The organism is Pseudomonas sp. P8_241, from assembly GCF_034008315.1.
Taxonomy (GTDB): Bacteria; Pseudomonadota; Gammaproteobacteria; order Pseudomonadales; family Pseudomonadaceae; genus Aquipseudomonas.
Map to the genome: position 1 here is coordinate 497,355 of NZ_CP125377.1, position 18,470 is coordinate 515,824.

Annotated in this window: 16 protein-coding genes; 7 read left to right on the forward strand and 9 right to left on the reverse strand. The window is 58.3% G+C overall.

All coding sequences use genetic code 11. The features are described from left to right. Positions 1-1,296: a murein hydrolase activator EnvC family protein gene (locus QMK58_RS02255; RefSeq protein ID WP_053153171.1), complete on the reverse strand. Its 1,296-nt coding sequence runs from the start codon at positions 1,294-1,296 to the stop codon at positions 1-3. A gap of 251 nt (positions 1,297-1,547) precedes the next feature. Next, positions 1,548-3,077: a 2,3-bisphosphoglycerate-independent phosphoglycerate mutase gene (gpmI, locus tag QMK58_RS02260; RefSeq protein ID WP_320395816.1), complete on the reverse strand. Its 1,530-nt coding sequence runs from the start codon at positions 3,075-3,077 to the stop codon at positions 1,548-1,550. Positions 3,078-3,230: 153 nt separating this feature from the next. On the opposite strand from gpmI, the gene QMK58_RS02265 reads away from it, so the two are divergent. Genes QMK58_RS02265 through secB form a run of 3 tightly spaced genes read left to right on the forward strand, consistent with a single transcriptional unit; the run spans position 3,231 to position 4,428 of the window. Next, positions 3,231-3,644 (forward strand): rhodanese-like domain-containing protein, encoded by a 414-nt coding sequence (locus tag QMK58_RS02265; protein WP_053153177.1) that lies wholly within the window; start codon positions 3,231-3,233, stop codon positions 3,642-3,644. 1 nt (position 3,645) lies between these two features. Further along, a complete protein-coding gene (grxC, locus tag QMK58_RS02270; RefSeq protein WP_053153180.1) occupies positions 3,646-3,900 on the forward strand; it encodes a glutaredoxin 3 in 255 nt (84 codons plus the stop codon). A 42-nt stretch (positions 3,901-3,942) separates the two neighbouring features. Continuing rightward, positions 3,943-4,428, forward strand: coding sequence for a protein-export chaperone SecB (secB, locus tag QMK58_RS02275; RefSeq protein WP_053153181.1), 486 nt, complete (start codon positions 3,943-3,945; stop codon positions 4,426-4,428). Between the two features lie 180 nt (positions 4,429-4,608). Here secB and QMK58_RS02280 read toward each other — a convergent pair whose 3' ends face one another. Further along, entirely contained in the window at positions 4,609-5,064 is a 456-nt protein-coding gene (locus QMK58_RS02280) for a tRNA (cytidine(34)-2'-O)-methyltransferase (protein ID WP_320395817.1), read from the reverse strand. Here QMK58_RS02280 and QMK58_RS02285 point away from each other — a divergent pair. Continuing rightward, the gene (locus QMK58_RS02285) at positions 5,063-5,503 is read left to right on the forward strand and encodes a hypothetical protein (RefSeq protein ID WP_053153187.1); all 441 of its coding nucleotides are present in this window, start codon (positions 5,063-5,065) and stop codon (positions 5,501-5,503) included. The two genes, QMK58_RS02280 and QMK58_RS02285, sit on opposite strands and share 2 nt — an antisense overlap. Positions 5,504-6,023: 520 nt before the next feature. Here QMK58_RS02285 and ntrC read toward each other — a convergent pair. From ntrC to glnA, 5 genes are all read right to left on the reverse strand, one after another. Continuing rightward, positions 6,024-7,460 (reverse strand): nitrogen regulation protein NR(I), encoded by a 1,437-nt coding sequence (gene ntrC, locus QMK58_RS02290; protein WP_053153190.1) that lies wholly within the window; start codon positions 7,458-7,460, stop codon positions 6,024-6,026. Continuing rightward, positions 7,457-8,542 carry a nitrogen regulation protein NR(II) gene (glnL, locus tag QMK58_RS02295; RefSeq protein ID WP_053153193.1) on the reverse strand — a complete coding sequence of 362 codons (1,086 nt, stop codon included), beginning with the start codon at positions 8,540-8,542 and terminating at the stop codon, positions 7,457-7,459. The genes ntrC and glnL overlap by 4 nt, the downstream gene beginning before the upstream one ends. A 316-nt stretch (positions 8,543-8,858) precedes the next feature. Then, positions 8,859-9,374 carry a DUF4124 domain-containing protein gene (locus QMK58_RS02300; protein ID WP_320395818.1) on the reverse strand — a complete coding sequence of 172 codons (516 nt, stop codon included), beginning with the start codon at positions 9,372-9,374 and terminating at the stop codon, positions 8,859-8,861. A 25-nt stretch (positions 9,375-9,399) separates the two neighbouring features. Then, a complete protein-coding gene (locus QMK58_RS02305; protein WP_053153199.1) occupies positions 9,400-9,822 on the reverse strand; it encodes a cupin domain-containing protein in 423 nt (140 codons plus the stop codon). 178 nt (positions 9,823-10,000) lie between these two features. Next, entirely contained in the window at positions 10,001-11,407 is a 1,407-nt protein-coding gene (glnA, locus tag QMK58_RS02310; protein WP_053153203.1) for a type I glutamate--ammonia ligase, read from the reverse strand. Between the two features lie 331 nt (positions 11,408-11,738). Between glnA and thiI the strand changes: the two genes are divergently transcribed. Together thiI and typA are read left to right on the forward strand one after the other, a co-directional pair. Continuing rightward, positions 11,739-13,193, forward strand: a complete 1,455-nt coding sequence (gene thiI / locus QMK58_RS02315) for a tRNA uracil 4-sulfurtransferase ThiI (RefSeq protein ID WP_053153206.1) — start codon at positions 11,739-11,741, stop codon at positions 13,191-13,193. Between the two features lie 139 nt (positions 13,194-13,332). Then, on the forward strand, positions 13,333-15,153 hold the full coding sequence (gene typA, locus QMK58_RS02320; RefSeq protein ID WP_053153209.1) for a translational GTPase TypA: 1,821 nt from the start codon (positions 13,333-13,335) through the stop codon (positions 15,151-15,153). A 127-nt stretch (positions 15,154-15,280) separates the two neighbouring features. On the opposite strand, the gene QMK58_RS02325 is transcribed toward typA, so the two are convergent. After that, positions 15,281-15,718 carry a YkgJ family cysteine cluster protein gene (locus QMK58_RS02325; protein WP_053153212.1) on the reverse strand — a complete coding sequence of 146 codons (438 nt, stop codon included), beginning with the start codon at positions 15,716-15,718 and terminating at the stop codon, positions 15,281-15,283. A gap of 255 nt (positions 15,719-15,973) precedes the next feature. Between QMK58_RS02325 and QMK58_RS02330 the strand changes: the two genes are divergently transcribed. After that, positions 15,974-18,424, forward strand: a complete 2,451-nt coding sequence (locus QMK58_RS02330; protein ID WP_053153215.1) for a glycogen/starch/alpha-glucan phosphorylase — start codon at positions 15,974-15,976, stop codon at positions 18,422-18,424. Positions 18,425-18,470: the final 46 nt, after the last annotated feature.

An 18,470-nucleotide genomic window follows, 5' to 3' on the forward strand; every position in this document is an offset into this window, starting at 1 on the left:
TTATCCTTGCGCGCGGCACCATTGTGCCGGATCACTCGGGTGACCCTGCTGGCGAATCGCAAAATACAGCGCTGGGGTGTCCTGTCCGCCACTGTTACCGACAGTGGAGATGGACTCACCGGCTTTAACCACATCACCCGCAGACTTGAGCAGCGTCTGGTTGTGACCATACAGACTCAAAAAACCGTTGCCGTGGTCGAGGATCACCAGCAACCCGGCACCTCGCAGCCAGTCGGCAAACACTACGCGACCGCCATGCACCGCATGCACGGTACTGCCGGCAGACGCACTGATCATCACGCCGTCCCACTTGGTCCGGGTATCGTCGCCACGGCTTTCACCAAAACGTGCCAACAGTCGACCATCGACAGGCCATGGAAGTTTGCCGCGGGTTGACGCAAAAGGGCCACCAAAGGTTTCGCCGGAACTGGAAACCAGCGCTCCGGGTGACGATCTGGCCGGTTTGCGTGGGGCGTCATCGCTGGCATCTGCCTGCGCCTGGGCCTCACGTAAACGCTTTTTTTCGGCTTCCTGCTGGGCAATCAGCGCTTTTTGCCGCGCTTCTTCTGCCTCACGAGCCTGGCGAGCCAGGGTTTCTTCGATGGTTTTAAGGACTTTAGACAGGTCTGCCTGATCCTGCTCGCGGGCTGCCAGCTTCTGGTCGCGAGCCTTCACATCATCATTGAGCTTGGCCAGCACTCGCTGGCGCTCCTGGCGGACTTTGTCGAGTTCGTCGCGCTGGGTGTCGAGACTGCTTTTCTGCACCAGCAGTTGCGCTTGCTGCAAGGCGATGTCTTTTTCGACATTGGCCAGCTGGCGCAGGGTTTCGTTGAAGTTCTTCAACTGCTCCAGGCGGGCTTGGCTCAGGTAATCGTAATAGGTGAGGGTGCGGGCGAATTTTTCCGGATTCTGCTGGTTGAGCAGCAGCTTCAGGTACTCCTGGCGACCGTTCTGGTAGGCCGCACGGGCCTGAATGGCGATCAGGTGTTGTTGTTCAGTGCGCGCGCTCTGGAGTTTTTTTTTCTCGGCATCGAGTCGCTGCAACTCGGATTCGCTTTTCTTCAGCTCTTTTTGCAGGGTTTCGACCTGCTTTTCGAGCTTGCCCATCTCGGTTTCAGTGCCCTTGAGCTCTTTTTGCACGCCGGCTTTTTCTTCCTGGATCTTGCCCAGCAGTTTTTTCAGCTCGGCGATGTCCTGACGCGTGGCGTCCAACTGTTGTTGGGTGTCCGCACGCTCGTCAGCGAAAGCCGGTTGGAGCAGGCAGGTCAGGGCGAGGGCAATCAGGACGCGAAGCATAGGGGCGGGCGGCACCAGGGAAAGGGACGGCCTAGTATGCCCGCCATGGGCGGCAAAAAAAATGCCCATTTCTGACTGTGTGATAACTGGCCCCAACGTCAGGTTGAATTTCATTTCGAAAACACCACAAACCACTGTGGGAGCTGGCTTGCCAGCGATTGCGTCGGCACATTCAACATACCGTTGGTGCCAGATTGCTATCGCTGGCAAGCCAGCTCCTACAGGATTTAATGGCGGTTGGGATATCCCCGTTACACCAGAATCGAAGTCCCGGTCATTTCCTTCGGCTGCTCCAGACCCAGCAGCTTCAGCATGGTCGGCGCCACGTCCGCCAACACACCGCCTTCACGGACTTTCAGGTCGCGTTTGCCGACATAGATGAAAGGCACCGGCTCAGTGGTGTGCGCAGTGTGCGCCTGGCCGGTGGTTTCATCGGACATTTGCTCGACGTTGCCGTGGTCAGCCGTGATCAGCGCTTCGCCGCCGACTTTTTCCAGTGCTTCGACGATGCGTCCAACGCACTGGTCCAGGCATTCAACGGCTTTGACGGCGGCGTCGAACACACCGCTGTGGCCAACCATGTCACCGTTGGCGTAGTTGACCACGATCACGTCGTAACGCTGGTTTTCGATGGCATCGACGATGCGGTCGGTGACTTCCGGTGCGCTCATTTCCGGCTGCAAGTCGTAGGTGGCGACTTTCGGCGACGGGATCAGGATGCGTTCTTCGCCGGGGAACGGTTCTTCGCGACCGCCGGAGAAGAAGAAGGTCACGTGGGCATATTTTTCGGTTTCGGCGATGCGCAGTTGGGTCTTGCCGTTTTTCGCCAGGTAATCGCCCAGCACGTTTTCCAGGCTGCCGGCAGCGAAGGCCGACGGCGCAGGGATGCTGGCGGCGTACTGGGTCAGCATGACGTAGCCGGACAGCTTTGGCTGGCGCGCACGTTCGAAGTCGCTGAAATCGTCTTCGACGAACACGCGGGTCAGCTCGCGGGCGCGGTCAGCGCGGAAATTCATGAACACCACGGCATCGCCGTTTTCGACTTTCACCGGCTCGCCGATGGAAGTGGCTTTGACGAATTCGTCACTCTCGCCACGCGCGTAAGCCGCTTGCAAGCCTTCCTGGGCGGTGGCGGCGTTGAACTCGCCGTGGCCGTCAACGATCAGGTTATAGGCCTGGGACACGCGGTCCCAGCGGTTGTCGCGGTCCATGGCGTAGTAGCGGCCGATGATGCTGGCGATCCGTCCTTTGCCGAGCGCCTGGAACGTGGCGTCGAGCAACTCGATGGACGATTGTGCGCTTTTCGGCGGGGTGTCGCGGCCGTCGAGAAAGGCGTGCAGATAGATCTTTTCGGCGCCGCGCTTGTAGGCCAGTTCGGCCATGGCAACCAGGTGGTCCTGGTGGCTGTGCACGCCGCCATCGGACAGCAGGCCCATGAAGTGCACGGCTTTACCGGCAGCGACAGCCTTGTCCACCGCGGCGCAGATGGTCGGGTTCTCGAAGAATTCGCCGTCGCGGATCGATTTGGTCACGCGTGTGAAGTCCTGATACACCACGCGGCCAGCGCCGAGGTTCATGTGGCCGACTTCGGAGTTGCCCATCTGGCCATCCGGCAGACCGACGTCCATGCCGCTGCCCGAGATCAGGCCGTTTGGCACGGTGGCCCACAGGCGATCCAGCACAGGCTTCTTCGCAGCAAAGATAGCGTTGGATTCGGGGTTATCACTGTGACCGAAGCCGTCGAGAATCATCAGGACCAAAGGTTTAGGCGTGGTAGTCATGGAATCCACTCGTGGCTGAGGTAAAAGGGGTAATGAAAAAAGGGAGTCGCAGTTTAATGCGAAGTTCCGGCCACGTCACCGCCGGACGGGGTTTGGCCCACCATAGTGGCTGTGTATACTGGCCGACATTTTAACGCCCTGGAACCTCCTTCGATGGTTGCTCACCTGATTGAATTTGCCACTAACCACTACATTCTCGTCGGTATCTTCGTCGTACTGCTGGCGTTGCTCATTGCCTATCAAATGCAGGGCGGCGGCCGTAGCCTGAGCACCGGCGAACTGACCGGGCTGGTCAACAAGGACGCAGGCGTGGTGATCGACATTCGTCCGACCAAGGATTTCGCCGCCGGTCACATTGTCGGCGCGCTGAACATTCCTCAGGACAAACTGACCGCTCGCGTCGGTGAACTGGAAAAACACAAGGCCAAGACCATCATTCTGGTCGACGCCATGGGCCAGACTGCTGGCACTCACGCCCGCGAACTGATGAAATCCGGCTTCACGGCCGCCAAGCTGTCCGGTGGTATCTCCAGCTGGAAAGCCGATAATCTGCCGTTGGTGAAGTGAGATGAACAACGTCGTCGTCTACTCCAGCGATTACTGCCCTTACTGTTCGCGAGCCAAGTACCTGCTCGAGAACAAAGGCGTGGCCTTCGAAGAGATCAAGGTCGATGGCAAGCCGCAGGTGCGCGCCGCCATGGCTCAGAAAGCCGGACGCACGTCCGTGCCGCAGATCTGGATCGGCAGCACCCACGTCGGTGGTTGCGATGATTTGTTCGCCCTGGAGCGCGCCGGCAAGCTCGACGCGCTGCTCAAGGCCTGAATTCCATACCCTATAAAAGCCCTAGATCACAAAGGATCTGAGATGACTGACCAACAGAACACTGCAGCTAGCGAAGAAGAAACCGCACCGCAATTCTCCTTGCAGCGCATCTACGTACGTGACTTGTCCTTCGAAGCGCCGAAAAGCCCGGCGATCTTCCGCCAGCAGTGGGAGCCGAGCGTCGGTCTGGATCTGAATACCCGTCAAAAGGCGCTGGAAGGTGACTTCCACGAAGTCGTGCTGACCCTGTCGGTTACCGTGAAAAACGGTGACGAAGTGGCATTCATTGCTGAAGTGCAACAGGCCGGTATCTTCCTGATCAAGAATCTGGACGACGCTTCGATGAGCCACACCCTGGGCGCGTTCTGCCCGAACATCCTGTTCCCGTACGCTCGCGAAACCCTGGACAGCCTGGTGATCCGCGGTTCGTTCCCGGCATTGATGCTGGCGCCGGTGAACTTCGACGCTCTGTACGCGCAAGAGCTGCAACGCATGCAGGCAGCCGGCGAGACGCCGACCGTTCAATAAACGGCGGATGGAAAAAAAAGCGCCGTAACAGGCGCTTTTTTATTGGGAAAACGAAGCCGTGTGATCCATGGAGACCTTTGTAGGAGCTGGCTTGCCAGCGAAGGGGCCGTAACATTCGACATCTCTGTTGGCAGTTACATCGCTTTCGCTGGCAAGCCAGCTCCTACAAGGACGGTGGTGTTATTTGAAGTCGTTTTGACGCCAGGCTTCGTACACGGCAACGGCCACGGTGTTCGACAGGTTCAGGCTGCGGCAGCCTTCACGCATCGGCAGGCGCAGACGTTGATCGCTGGGCAGGGCGTCCAGCACTTCGGCGGGCAAACCACGGCTTTCCGGGCCGAACAGGAACGCATCGCCCGGAAGGAAACTGGCGTCGTGGAACGGTCGCGAGCCCTTGGTGGTGAAGGCGAACAACCGAGGATGACCGAGGCTTTCCAGGCAGCTGGCGAGATCTGCGTGGCGTTGCAGGGTGGCATACTCGTGGTAATCGAGGCCGGCCCGGCGCAGACGCTTGTCGTCCATCTCGAAGCCTAGCGGTTCGATCAAATGCAGGTGGCAGCCACTGTTGGCGCACAGCCTGATAACGTTGCCGGTATTCGGCGGAATTTCTGGTTGGAAAAGGATGACGTGAAACATGCACGGCTCCGAAGGTAAAGATGAGCGGCATTCTACGCCGCAAGCCGACTTGCGTTCGAAACTATTCCTGCGGGTGATGGCATCACTGGCGATTGTCGGTGTGATGGTGGGGCTGATGATTGGCCGCCTGACCACGCCAGACCCCAGCGAACTGCAGCAAATTGAAGTGACGAGCGACGGTCTGGTGGTGTGGTTCAACAATGAACCCAAGACCCACGGCGAGATCGTCGATGGCAGTGTGGCGCTGTTGTTCGGCGCCCAAGGCAAGACGCACAAAGGCCAGCTCAAGCTGGGCGACAAGGACGTGAACTGGCGGGTTCGTTTAAGTGATGAGGGGGTGTTGCTGACACTGGTTGCGGCCCGACCCCTGCAAGGCGAGTGGGCTGGTAGTGAGGTCGATGACCGCTGGCGGCTGGAGATCCATCTCCGAGAGCAATAAAAGAGGGAATCCCCGGCCTGCCTGTACCAAGGTCCCCAAAACGTGCGGCTCGTCGCGAATGCGGGGTGAGCCTGGTGTAAAGAAGGAACCCCTGACCTGCCTGTATCAGGAGCCCCAAAACTGTTTGGGCTCGTCGCAAGTGCGGTATGAGCCCGTGTAAAGAGGGGAATCCCCGGCCTGCCTGTACCAAGGTCCCCGAAACCGGGTAGTGAACTGAATCACTGAATGGACTATTGCAGGCGGCGTGCCAGTTTTCACAAAGTGAAACCAGAAACCGTTTTTGAAACGCTGAAAGCCCCTGAATTCGGGGCTTTCGTGTTTTTTCGGAAGGGGTTCGATTGCGAAAGCAGGTTGGGTTTCGAAGCTGTTTTTGTGCGCGATTGCGGTTCACGGTGCATTGCGGCGGTGCACAAACAAAAAAGATCGCAGCCTTCGGCAGCTCCTACAGGGTCTTGCGCAGGCCTGTAGGCGCTGCCGAAGGCTGCGATCTTTTCGCTAATGGCTAATTTCTGAAGACGACCTAGCCCTCATCCCCCTCATCTTCATCCCCGCCATCCACCTTCATCCCCAATTCCTTGATCTTGCGCGTCAGGGTGTTGCGCCCCCAACCCAGCAAGACGGCGGCATCGCGACGGCGACCGGCGGTGTGTTTGAGCGCAGTCTCGATCATGATCCGCTCGAAAGCCGGCACGGCACTGTCCAGCAAGCTCGACTGACCGCGAGACAGCGCCTGATCGGCCCACTGACGCAGTGCCTGTTCCCAGTTGGTCACGGGCGCCGAGTCCTGCGGCAGGCTCAGCAGTTCAGGCGGCAGGTCGCCGATGTGCACTTCGCGACCCGAAGCCATCACCGTGATCCAGCGACAGGTGTTTTCCAGTTGCCGCACGTTGCCCGGCCAAGGCAGGTTCTTCAGGTATTCCTCGGTTTCGCTTTTCAGCAGCTTCGGCTCGACGGCCAGTTCCTGGGCGGCACGGCTGAGGAAGTGTTTGGCCAGGGTCGGAATGTCTTCGCGACGATCCGACAGGCGCGGGATGTGGATGCGAATTACGTTGAGGCGGTGGAACAAGTCTTCACGGAATTTCCCGGCGTGCACCAGCGTTTCCAGATTCTGGTGGGTCGCGGCGATGATTCGCACATCGACCTTTACTGGCACATGACCGCCGACGCGGTAGAACTCGCCATCGGCCAATACCCGCAGCAAGCGGGTCTGGGTATCGGCCGGCATATCGCCGATTTCATCGAGGAACAGTGTGCCGCCATCGGCTTGCTCGAAACGCCCGCGACGCAGGTTGGCCGCGCCGGTGAATGCGCCTTTCTCGTGGCCGAACAGCTCGGACTCCATCAGGTCTTTCGGGATCGCCGCCATGTTCAGCGCAATGAATGGCGACGCGGCGCGAGGGCTGTGACGATGAAGGGCATGGGCTACCAGTTCTTTACCGGTACCCGATTCACCGTTGATCAGCACGGTGATGTTGGAATGGCTCAGGCGCCCAATGGCGCGAAACACTTCCTGCATCGCCGGCGCTTCGCCGATGATTTCCGGGGTACGGGTCAGGATCGGGGCGACTTCCAGGCCTTGTTGTTCCTGGGCGTGCTGGTTGGCGCGCTTGACCAGGGAAACCGCTTCGTCGACATCGAACGGCTTGGGCAGGTACTCGAATGCGCCGCCCTGGTAGGACGCTACGGCGCTGTCCAGATCCGAGTGTGCCGTCATGATGATCACCGGCAGCCGTGGGTGCGATTCGCGAATCCGCGCCAGAAGGTCCAGGCCGCTGGCGCCGGGCATGCGGATGTCGGAGATGATCACATCCGGCTGCTGGCGCGCCAGGCGGCTCATCACGCCATCGGCACTGTCGAAGCTTTGCGTGGTCATGCCTTCCTGTTGCAAGGCTTTTTCCAGGACCCAACGGATAGAACGGTCGTCATCGACGATCCACACGGTTTCACTACGGCTCATGTCGATGTGGCTCCTTGTTCCAGTGGCAGAAAGATCGAGAAGGTGGTGTGGCCCGGGTGGCTGTCACATTCGATCAGGCCCTGGTGCTGACTGATGATGTTCTGGGTGATGGCCAGGCCGAGTCCGGTACCGTCCGGGCGTCCGCTGACCATGGGGAAGAAAATGGTTTCCTGCAGTTCAGCAGGAATGCCCGGGCCGTTGTCGATGATCTCGATCTTGGTCACAAGGCGATGGCGCACATGGCCGATCGTGAACTGGCGCATGGCGCGGGTGCGCAGACTGATGCGGCCAAGGCGCAGCTCGTTCTGACTGCTGATGGCCTGCATCGCGTTGCGCACGATGTTCAGCACGGCCTGGATCATTTGTTCGCGGTCGATCAAGACGTCGGGAATGCTCGGGTCGTAGTCACGCACCAAAGTGATGCAACCCTGGCTTTCGGCCTCGACCAGATGACAAACGCGCTCCAGCACTTCGTGAATGTTGCACATCGCCAATGACGGCAATTTGTTGGAGCCGAGCATGCGGTCGACCAGGTTACGCAGGCGGTCTGCTTCTTCAATGATGACGTTGGTGTAATCCTTCAGACTTTCTTCCGGTAGCTCTCGGGCCAGCAATTGCGCTGCTCCGCGAATTCCGCCCAGCGGATTCTTGATTTCGTGGGCGAGGCCGCGCACCAGCATCTTGCTGGTTTCCTGCTTCGACAGCTGCGCTTCTTCCTTGGTGATACGCAGCAAGCGGTCCCGCGGATGGACTTCAAGCAGCAGCAGGGTGTCGCCATTGCTCAGGATTGGCGTAACCGCGTAATCGACGGTCAGGGTCTGACCGGTGAGGGCGGTGAGCATGGCTTCACGCTTGGTGAACGGGTGGGCCTGTTCAACCGCCTGACGCAATGAATTGAGCGCCTCGGTGGATTCGGTAAACAGCTCGCTGATGAACTGCCCATGACTGCGCTGACCGCTGATGGCCAGTAACATTTCCGCTGCCGGGTTCATGTACTCAAGGCGCAGTTGCGCGTCGAGCAGAATGGTTGCGGTCGTCAAATTGTCGAGTAACAGACGATGCAGTGCGTCGCTGATGGTCATTCAGGACCTCTTTTGGAGCAGGGCGCGCGCATGAATAAAGCGCTGATGCAGACAAAATGCAAAAACCAAACCAAGGCTCCGAAAAGAAGCGCTAAAGGCCTGAAACAGGCGTTTGACGCTCGATTGCGTGGCGTTCTGCCAGCTTTGGCGGGTACTTTCGAACCAAAATGGGTTGGAGTTGTGCAGTAGTGTGATCGATTGCACCAATATAGTGCTTAAAGCTGCGCGGTGTTATTGGAGTCTCAAGACCGATTCTGTCGTCGCTCAAGGCTATGGATGCTTAGCGCGGTGGCAGACAAGCGGTTAGCCATAGCCCTCAGCGTTTGTGTGCTCTTTGAACAGTGACGGTTGCGGTAGGGCTCTGCTGTACAACTCTTTCGCCGTCGATCACTTGCACCGCCAGACCGTGTTCACCGCGATCAATGTTTATCAGTTGCAGGCTCGGTACGTTGCTCGGCTGGCCATAAGGTTGGCCATCGAGCAACAGGCGTAATAAATGCGTGCCTTGCAATCGCGGTTCAATCAGCACATCGACCGTGAAAGTACCGTTGTTGGCGCGCACGACTCCGGCGGTTGGCAGCCCGCTAAGCTCCAGGACGTTGTAGTCGTTGTGGGTCGGCCTGGAGCGGGTGCCTGCCGCTGGCTGTTCAGTATCGCTGGGTAGTTGGCGCTGGATGCTGTTGACGGGGGGCAAATCAACCGTCTGGGCGTCAACGCCATTGGGCGGTTGATTGCTGTAGGCCGTGTTGCCGGCGGCATCGGTGTATTTGAAGATTTGCGCCATCACGGGATAAGCGAGGGACAGCAACAGAAGTAATAAAAGTGGCCGCATTTCGGACTCCCTGTGCGAAGCAAGATTACTCCGCCAATGGAATGCCCTCGCTCCCAGCATAGAACACAATAAGTTCTACCGGTTCATCGCCGGTGACGCCGCGATGGGCGATATCGACCATTTCGGCCAGTGCTTCTCCTTGTTTGATGCGCCGGGTCTGGCCGTTGTCCCTGCCTTCGATGATCAGCTCACCTGAGAGGATGTAACCGGCGTTCGGAGTGGGGTGGGTGTGCCAGGGCAGCTGGGTGTTGGGCGGTATCCTCAGCTTGAGCAGCGTTAGCTCAGGCGCGGCACGCGGATAACGAGCGTAAGGTGTGCCATCCCAGGATTTGCTGCTTTGCAGCAGAATTTCCTTTTCGATTGCGGACGGTGGAGATTGTACGGAGCAGCCCTGGAGAGAGAGGGCGGCCAGTGCGATCAGCGGTGACCGGAACAGGGTGTTTTTCATCATTCCATCCTTTGAATACAGGTAGTGATCAGGCTACGAGTGATTCAAGGTGTTTGATGCCAGACGTCGCCGCGTTTGCTGGAGGATATGGCGAAATAATTTGTCAGACGTTGCCCACAAAAAAGGCCTCCCGAAGGAGGCCTCTTTTTGTCACGCCGCGTGCCGCAGCGCTACCGGATCAGCAGCTGTAGTACAGCTCGTATTCCAGTGGGTGTACGAAGGTACGTACCTTGATTTCTTCTTCGCTTTTCAGAGCGATGTAAGTGTCGATGAAATCGTCGGAGAACACGCCGCCTTTGGTCAGGAACGCACGACCTTTGTCCAGCTCTTCCAGGGCTTCTTTCAGGCTGCCGCAAACTTGTGGGATCTCTTTCGCCTCTTCAGGCGGCAGGTCGTACAGGTTTTTGTCAGCTGCGTCGCCTGGGTGGATCTTGTTCTGGATGCCGTCCAGGCCAGCCATCAACAGTGCGGCGAAGCACAGGTAAGGGTTGGCAGCCGGGTCCGGGAAGCGTGCTTCGATACGGCGGGCTTTCGGGCTCGACACGTAAGGAATACGGATCGAAGCGGAACGGTTGCGAGCCGAGTAGGCCAGCATTACCGGAGCTTCGAAGCCTGGAACCAGACGCTTGTAGGAGTTGGTCGCCGGGTTGGTGAAGCCGTTCAAGGCCTTACCGTGCTTGATGATGCCGCCGATGAAGTACAGGGCGGTGTCGGACAGGCCGGCATAGCCTTCGCCAGCGAAGGTGTTCTTGCCATCTTTCCAGATGGACATGTGCACGTGCATACCCGAGCCGTTGTCGCCGTACAGTGGCTTAGGCATGAAGGTCGCGGTGCGGCCGTAGGCATCGGCTACGTTGTGTACAACGTATTTCAGGGTTTGAGTTTCGTCGGCTTTCTTCACCAGGGTGTTGAACTTGACGCCGATTTCGTTCTGACCGGCAGTTGCCACTTCGTGGTGGTGAACTTCGACGGTCAGGCCCATTTCTTCCAGTGCGTTGCACATGGAGGTACGGATTTCGTGGTCGTGGTCGAACGGTGGAACCGGGAAGTAGCCGCCTTTGACGCCTGGGCGGTGACCTTTGTTGCCACCTTCGATGTCCTGGTCGGACATCCACGAACCTTGCTCGGAGTAGATTTTGAACATCGAGCCGGAGATGTCCGACTTGAATTTCACCGAGTCAAAGATGAAGAATTCTGGTTCTGGACCGGCGAACACGGTGTCACCGATACCGGTGGCTTTCAGGTGCTCTTCGGCGCGCTTGGCGATCGCACGTGGGTCGCGGTCGTAGCCTTGCATGCTCGAAGGTTCGATGATGTCGCAGACCAGGATCAGGGTCGGCTCTTCGGTGAACGGATCCAGAACAGCAGTGGAATCGTCCGGCAGCAGGATCATGTCGGAAGCTTCGATGCCTTTCCAGCCGGCGATGGAGGAACCATCGAACATTTTGCCGACTTCGAAGAAGTCGTCATCCAGCGCGTCGCGAGCCGGCATGGTCACGTGGTGCTGAGTGCCTTTGGTGTCCGTGAAGCGCAGATCAATCCATTTGACGTCATGATCTTTGATGAGTTGAACCGACTTCGACATAGTGTCCTCCGGGTGGCTTCGGGCTTAGTAATGGATAGCCCTTGGAATGTGGGTGATGCCGGCGCGAATACTCTGCCAAGGCAACCTGCCTCACAAGGGAGCAAATTGCATGCCAGTGCCCCACCATGGGTTTTTTGCCCCAAAAACACGCTTATAAGCCTTCTATACGCGTTAAAGCAGAAAATACCGCCCTGTAATGTAGCGCTTAAATCACAAAATGACCTGTTTTGGTGCACGATAAACCTTCTGCACATTAACTGGTTAAACCTTGAGCAATTTCCGCTATAATCCGCGCCCCCCTTTTTCGGCAGGCCATGCGCGCGCTGTTTCCATGAAATTAATCGTAAAAGTCTTCCCCGAGATCACCATCAAGAGCCGCCCGGTACGGATGCGTTTCATCCGTCAATTGGCCAAAAACATCCGTGCCGTGCTCCGCGATCTGGACCCGGCCGTGGTGGTGAACGGCGTGTGGGACAACCTCGAGCTGGAAACCCGTGTCGCCGAGCCCAAGGCCCTCAAGGAGATGACCGAGCGCCTGAGCTGTATGCCCGGCATCGCGCATTTCCTGCAAATTGATGAGTACCCGCTGGGCGATTTCGATGACATCGTCGAAAAGTGCAAGCAGCACTACGGTGATGCGTTGACCGGCAAGATCTTTTCGGTGCGTTGCAAACGGGCCGGCAAGCACCCATTCAGCTCCATCGATATCGAAAAGTATGTCGGCAGCCAGTTGCGCCGTCAGTGCGGCGCCGCCGGAATTGACCTGAAAAAGCCGGAAATCGAAGTCCGGATCGAAGTTCGCGACCAACGGTTGTTTGTGATCCACAGCCAGCACAACGGCATCGGCGGTTATCCGCTGGGAGCACTGGAGCAGACGCTCGTGCTGATGTCCGGTGGCTTCGACTCCACCGTGGCGGCCTACCAGATCATGCGCCGCGGCCTGATGGCGCACTTCTGCTTCTTCAATCTGGGCGGACGAGCCCACGAACTGGGCGTGATGGAAGTCGCGCATTTCATCTGGAAGAAGTACGGCAGCTCCCAACGCGTGCTATTTGTCAGTGTGCCGTTCGAGGAAGTGCTGGGCGAAATTCTCGGCAAAGTCGATAACAGTCATATGGGCGTAGTATTGAAGCGTATGATGTTGCGCGCTTCCTCCCAAATTGCCGATCGACTGCACATCGAGGCATTGGTGACTGGAGAGGCGATCTCCCAGGTGTCGAGCCAGACGTTGCCGAACCTGAACGTGATCGACTGCGTGACCGAGAAGCTGGTCTTGCGCCCGCTGATCGCCAGCCACAAGCAGGACATCATCGACCTGGCCAACGAAATCGGCACCGCCGATTTCGCCCGGCACATGCCGGAATACTGCGGCGTCATCTCGGTCAATCCGAAGACCGCAGCCAAACGCCATCGCGTCGAGCATGAAGAGAAAGAGTTCGACATGGCGGTGCTCGAGCGTGCGCTCGAAAACGCCAAACTGGTGCCGATCGATCGCGTGATCGATGAATTGGGCCAGGACCTGCAAATTGAAGAAGTCAGCGAGGCGCTGGCCGGTCAAATCGTCATCGATATCCGTCACCCGGATGCCGCTGAAGACGACCCGCTGGACCTGGCTGGCATCGAGGTACAAACGATGCCGTTTTATGCACTGAACGCTCGTTTCAAGGAACTGGACCCTACTCGCCAGTACCTGCTTTATTGCGACAAAGGCGTGATGAGTCGCCTGCATGCCCACCATTTGCTCAGTGAGGGGCATGCCAATGTGCGCGTTTATCGACCGAGCTAAGAGCCCGGGGCTGTATGCCTGTGGCCTGCGTCACCGGCCCCCCGACTCTGCCGTCAAGCTGTAACGGCAAGGCCTGACTCTACTGTAAATCGCTGCCAAGACTTGTCAGCACACCGAATCCTCTGATCGAGATACACAAGTGATCGAAAATCTACGCAACATCGCCATCATTGCTCACGTTGACCATGGTAAGACCACCCTGGTAGACAAACTCTTGCGTCAATCCGGCACCCTGGAGCGCAACGAGCTCAACGACGAGCGCGTGATGGACTCCAACGACCAGGAAAAAGAGCGCGGTATTACCATTCTGGCGAAAAACACCGCCATCAACTGGAACGGCTACCACATCAACATCGTGGACACCCCGGGCCACGCCGACTTCGGCGGCGAAGTTGAACGCGTAATGTCGATGGTCGACTCCGTTCTGCTGCTGGTTGACGCTCAAGACGGCCCTATGCCGCAAACCCGTTTCGTGACCAAGAAGGCTTTCGAAGCCGGCCTGCGTCCGATCGTGTGCATCAACAAGGTTGACCGTCCAGGCGCGCGTCCGGACTGGGTTCTGGACCAGATCTTCGATCTGTTCGACAACCTCGGTGCCACCGAAGAACAGCTGGACTTCAAAGTCGTCTACGCCTCGGCCCTGAACGGTATTGCCGGTCTGGACCACAACGAAATGGCTGAAGACATGACCCCGCTGTACCAGTCGATCGTCGACAACGTACCGGCGCCGGCTGTTGACCGTGATGGTCCGTTCCAGATGCAGATCTCCGCACTGGACTACAACAGCTTCCTGGGTGTTATCGGTGTTGGCCGTATCGCTCGTGGTCGCGTCAAGCCGAACTCCCCGGTTGTCGCTATCGGCGCCGACGGCAAGAAGCGTAACGGTCGTATCCTGAAGCTGATGGGTCACCACGGTCTGCACCGTGTAGACGTTGAAGAAGCTGCTGCAGGCGACATCGTGTGCATCAGCGGTATGGACTCGCTGTTCATCTCCGACACCCTGTGCCACCCGGACACCGTTGAACCGATGAAGCCGTTGACCGTCGACGAGCCAACCGTTTCCATGACCTTCCAGGTAAACGACTCGCCATTCTGCGGTAAAGAAGGCAAGTTCGTGACTTCCCGTAACATCAAGGAACGTCTGGACAAAGAGCTGCTGTACAACGTTGCTCTGCGCGTTGAAGAAGGCGACTCGGCTGACAAGTTCAAGGTTTCCGGCCGTGGCGAACTGCACCTCTCGGTACTGATCGAAACCATGCGTCGCGAAGGCTTCGAAATGGCTGTAGGCCGTCCGGAAGTGATCATCCGTCTGGTTGACGGCGTGAAGCACGAACCGTACGAAAACGTCACCATCGACCTGCCGGAAGAATCCCAGGGCAAGGTGATGGAAGAGATGGGTCTGCGTAAAGGCGACCTGACCAACATGGTGCCGGATGGCAAAGGCCGTGTTCGTCTGGAATACAACATCCCTGCTCGTGGTCTGATCGGTTTCCGTAACCAGTTCCTGACCCTGACCAACGGTGCTGGCATCCTGACTTCGATCTTCGACCGTTACGACGTGATGAAGTCCGGCGACATGTCCGGCCGTCAGAACGGCGTTCTGGTTTCGGTTGAAACCGGCAAGGCACTGACCTACTCCCTGGAAACCCTGCAGGCGCGTGGCAAGTTGTTCGTAGAACACGGTCAGGAAATCTACAACGGTCAGATCGTTGGTCTGAACAGCCGTGACAACGACCTGGGCGTTAACCCTACCAAGGGCAAGAAGCTCGACAACATGCGTGCTTCGGGTAAAGACGAAACCATCGCTCTGGTTCCACCTGTTCGCTTCACCCTGGAACAGGCTCTGGAATTCATCCAGGACGACGAGCTGTGCGAAGTAACGCCTAAGTCCATCCGTCTTCGCAAGAAGATCCTGGACGAAAGCGAGCGTACCCGCGCTGCCAAGAAAGCCAAGAACTGAGTTTTAGTTCCGGCTGAATGAAAACGCCCCCGGTCGAAAGGCCGGGGGCGTTTTTGTTTGTCTGGGGTTTGTGCGGTGTTTGTGCTAGCGATGGCGGCCGATCAGCTGCCAGGATTTTCAGGGCAGATCAGAACCGCTCAATCGACCGAGAATTGCGCTCGCGCTCCACTTCTTTGGGCTTGTACGCGCAATACCCCGGCCGCGGGCCGATTTTCGGGTGATTGCGGCAAGTATCCGGGCGCTTTTCATAAATAGTGCACAGACGGCTCTTACGATCCAGGTAGTAGCAATCGTTGTTGCTCATGCGCTGAAGGGTGAAGATGCCCGACTTCTGGTTAAAGCGCTCGACCAGGCCTTCCTTCTGCAGACGCTTGGCGATGTTCTTCGGCGGATCGCCCAGCTCGAATTCATCGACGATGCCGATACGGATCAGATCCTTGATCTTGACCTCGACCGGCAGGGTGCAGCAGCTGGACATGCACGAGCCGCACATCGGGGCAGAGTACTTGGCCCAGGTATCGAGTCGGTCGATCTCCGCGGCGGCGATCAGGTTGGGCTTCATCATCGGTTGTTACCAGCGTGTGCATCAGGGCGCGCGATCATACCGGGACTGGTGGATTTTTGAACAACCTTTCGCCAGTTTTTTTCACGCTCGGTTCAAGAGGATCAAAATTCGGCACGGCCCCTGCATTCATTCAGGCACACGACAACCTAATGTCGACCTGGCTCACACTCACTCGAAAAACTGCCGAACCAGAGCCTCTACCGCCTGTCAGACCGTCTAGGCTCAGACAACCCAAGCTCGCTCGAGGTCTTATCGATGACTCAAGAACCACTTGTTCGCGAAGCAGAGGTGGCCGCATTCCGCGACGCCGTCTTGACGAAACTCACCTACGCGGTGGGCAAAGACCCGGATCACGCCTTTGACCATGACTGGTTCGAAGCCATTGCCCTTGCCGCACGTGATCACATGGTCGAGCACTGGATGGACCATACGCGACAGATCTACCGCAAAGGTCAGAAGCGCGTTTATTACCTCTCCCTTGAGTTCCTCATCGGCCGGCTGCTCTACGACAGCTTGAGCAACCTCGGCCTGCTTGACGTCGCCCGCGAGGCGCTGACCGAGCTCGGTGTCGATCTTGAACGCATCCGCTTGCTGGAACCCGACGCGGCCCTGGGCAACGGTGGTCTCGGGCGATTGGCGGCGTGTTTCATGGAAAGCATGTCGACGCTCGGCATCGCTGGTCACGGTTACGGCATTCGTTACGAGCACGGCTTGTTCCGTCAGGCCATCGTCGACGGCTGGCAGCAGGAACAAACCGAGCACTGGCTGGATTTCGGCAACCCGTGGGAGTTCGAGCGGCCGGAAGTTGTCTACACCATCGGTTTCGGCGGCAGTGTGCAGACCGTGACCGACGACGCCGGCAAGTCCAGGCAAGTCTGGCATCCGGCAGAGACCGTGCGAGCCATCGCTTACGACACGCCGGTGGTGGGCTGGCGCGGGGCGAGCGTCAACACCTTGCGGCTGTGGCGCGCCCGGGCCATGGAAGATCTGCATCTGGAACGCTTCAACGCCGGCGACCACCTGGGCGCCGTGGCCGAAGTGGCCCGGGCCGAAAGTATCTCCCGCGTGCTCTACCCGGCGGACAGCACCGAGGCCGGTCAGGAACTGCGTCTGCGTCAGGAATACTTCTTTGTCGCCGCCTCCTTGCAGGATCTGCTGCGCCGTCATCGCAACATGCACACCTCGGTACTGACCCTGGGCGACCACGCGGCGATCCAGCTCAACGACACACACCCCTCGATTGCCGTGGCCGAACTGATGCGGCAACTGGTCGACGTGTACGACGTCGCGTGGGACGCGGCGTGGCAGGTCACTGTCGATACGCTGTCCTACACCAACCACACGTTGCTGCCTGAAGCGCTGGAAACCTGGCCGGTCGGCCTGATGGAACGCATGCTGCCGCGGCACATGCAGATCATCTACCTGATCAACGCCCAGCACATCGACTCCCTGCGCGCCAAAGGCATCCACGACTTCGACGTGTTGCGCGCGGTATCGCTGATCGAGGAGGACAACGGTCGCCGGGTCCGTATGGGCAACCTGGCGTTTCTCGGATCCCACAGCATCAACGGCGTGTCCGGGCTGCACACGCAACTGATGCGCCAGACGGTGTTCTCCGAACTGCACAAGCTCTATCCGGATCGGATCAACAACAAGACCAACGGCATCACCTTCCGCCGCTGGCTGTATCAGGCCAACGCCGAACTGACGTCGATGCTGGTTGATGCCCTCGGGCCTGAAGTACTGGATAACCCGGAAGACCGTTTGCTCGCCCTTGAACCGTTTGCCGAGAAATCCGCGTTCCGCAAGGCCTTCGCCGAGCAACGGCTGCATAGCAAGAAAGCCCTGGCGTATCTGATCCATGAGCGGCTGGGTGTGGCGATCAATCCAGCGGCGATGTTCGACGTGCAGGTCAAGCGGATCCACGAGTACAAGCGGCAGCTGCTCAACCTGTTGCACACCGTGGCCTTGTACCAGGCGATCCGTGCCGAGCCGGAAATCGACTGGGTGCCTCGGGTGAAGATCTTTGCGGGTAAGGCTGCAGCCAGTTATCACCAGGCCAAGTTGATCATCAAACTGACCAACGACATCGCCCGGGTGGTCAATAACGACCCAACGGTTCGCGGCTTGCTCAAAGTGGTGTTTCTGCCCAACTACAACGTCAGTCTGGCGGAGAGCATCATCCCGGCGGCGGATTTGTCCGAGCAGATTTCCACCGCAGGCTTTGAAGCCTCAGGCACCAGTAACATGAAATTCGGACTCAACGGTGCGCTGACCATCGGCACCCTGGACGGCGCCAACGTGGAAATGTGCGACCGCATCGGCGCCGAGCACATGTTCATCTTTGGCCTCAGTGCGCAGCAGGTGGAGGCGCGCAAGCAGAACCATGAGTTCAACGCCGCGTCGGACATTGCCGCGTCCCACCGTTTGGGCGATGTACTGCAAGCGATTCGCAGTGGGGTGTTTTCACCCGATGATCCGTCCCGTTACACCGGGTTGATCGATTCGCTGGTGGATCACGACCGCTTCCTGGTCTGCGCCGATTTCGACTCGTACTGGAACGCCCAGATGCGCGTCGAGGCTCATTGGCACGATTCGAAGGAGTGGTGGCGCTCTGCGGTGCTAAATACATCGCGGATGGGCTGGTTCTCATCGGACCGGACCATTCGCGAGTACGCCACGGAAATCTGGAAGGCGCTGGAGTAAGTCTTCAGACAGGCGGATATACTGGCGCGCCGAAAAAGATCACAGC

Coding starts and splice junctions, on each gene's coding strand:
- gpmI (WP_320395816.1), bottom strand. CDS start 3,077: ATGACTACCACGCCTAAACCTTTGGTCCTGATGATTCTCGACGGCTTC.
- grxC (WP_053153180.1), top strand. CDS start 3,646: ATGAACAACGTCGTCGTCTACTCCAGCGATTACTGCCCTTACTGTTCG.
- glnA (WP_053153203.1), bottom strand. CDS start 11,407: ATGTCGAAGTCGGTTCAACTCATCAAAGATCATGACGTCAAATGGATT.
- secB (WP_053153181.1), top strand. CDS start 3,943: ATGACTGACCAACAGAACACTGCAGCTAGCGAAGAAGAAACCGCACCG.
- QMK58_RS02285 (WP_053153187.1), top strand. CDS start 5,063: ATGCACGGCTCCGAAGGTAAAGATGAGCGGCATTCTACGCCGCAAGCC.
- QMK58_RS02330 (WP_053153215.1), top strand. CDS start 15,974: ATGACTCAAGAACCACTTGTTCGCGAAGCAGAGGTGGCCGCATTCCGC.
- QMK58_RS02325 (WP_053153212.1), bottom strand. CDS start 15,718: ATGATGAAGCCCAACCTGATCGCCGCCGCGGAGATCGACCGACTCGAT.
- ntrC (WP_053153190.1), bottom strand. CDS start 7,460: ATGAGCCGTAGTGAAACCGTGTGGATCGTCGATGACGACCGTTCTATC.
- thiI (WP_053153206.1), top strand. CDS start 11,739: ATGAAATTAATCGTAAAAGTCTTCCCCGAGATCACCATCAAGAGCCGC.
- QMK58_RS02300 (WP_320395818.1), bottom strand. CDS start 9,374: ATGCGGCCACTTTTATTACTTCTGTTGCTGTCCCTCGCTTATCCCGTG.
- QMK58_RS02265 (WP_053153177.1), top strand. CDS start 3,231: ATGGTTGCTCACCTGATTGAATTTGCCACTAACCACTACATTCTCGTC.
- QMK58_RS02305 (WP_053153199.1), bottom strand. CDS start 9,822: ATGAAAAACACCCTGTTCCGGTCACCGCTGATCGCACTGGCCGCCCTC.
- QMK58_RS02255 (WP_053153171.1), bottom strand. CDS start 1,296: ATGCTTCGCGTCCTGATTGCCCTCGCCCTGACCTGCCTGCTCCAACCG.
- QMK58_RS02280 (WP_320395817.1), bottom strand. CDS start 5,064: ATGTTTCACGTCATCCTTTTCCAACCAGAAATTCCGCCGAATACCGGC.
- glnL (WP_053153193.1), bottom strand. CDS start 8,542: ATGACCATCAGCGACGCACTGCATCGTCTGTTACTCGACAATTTGACG.